The following is a 501-nucleotide window of genomic DNA, read 5'->3' as shown; positions in this document are numbered from 1 at the left end:
CTGTTGTCCTACCTACCCTTCAGGACGGGACAATGTTCACCCTCTTCACAACATCCGGGCCTTCCTGTAGTTCCAAGGTGTTGCACGTTGATCCGCCCCTGTTCCCCCACAGAGGACCATGACTGCTCCCACTGTCCTCATCTCGGATGATGAGCCCCTCGTCGTGTCCGCACTCGCCCGGGAGGCCAAGCGCTCCGGCCTCGTCTGCGTGTCCGACACCACCTCCGAACATGTGCTGGAGCTGGCCCGCAAGCACCGGCCCGCGGTCATCATCCTGGACATCAACCAGAACCAGGACGGCCGGGACCTCCTCGCCCAGCTGAAGCGGGACCCCACCACCCGCGACTGCAAGGTCATCATGCTCAGCGGCGTGGAGGACCAGTTCACCCGCCACGTGTGCTTCGAGCTGGGCGCGGACGACTACGAAGTGAAGCCGTGCGACCCCACCTTCATGGCCCGCATCGCCCGGATGGCCGCCGCCGCCGTGCGCCCGCCCGCCTC

The 501-nt window shown here is 65.9% G+C and carries 1 protein-coding gene; it reads left to right on the top strand.

Features of this window, described 5'->3' with window-relative positions:
• Positions 1–118: 118 nt before the first annotated feature.
• Positions 119–501 (top strand): two-component system response regulator (locus D7X55_RS40425; protein WP_121725733.1); only part of this gene is annotated, 383 nt, incomplete at its 3' end.

Origin of the sequence: Corallococcus sp. AB049A (assembly GCF_003668885.1) — a bacterium.
Taxonomy (GTDB): domain Bacteria; phylum Myxococcota; class Myxococcia; order Myxococcales; family Myxococcaceae; genus Corallococcus; species Corallococcus interemptor.
The sequence above is the reverse complement of the archived record's forward strand: the minus strand, read 5'-3'. Positions and strand labels throughout refer to the sequence as shown.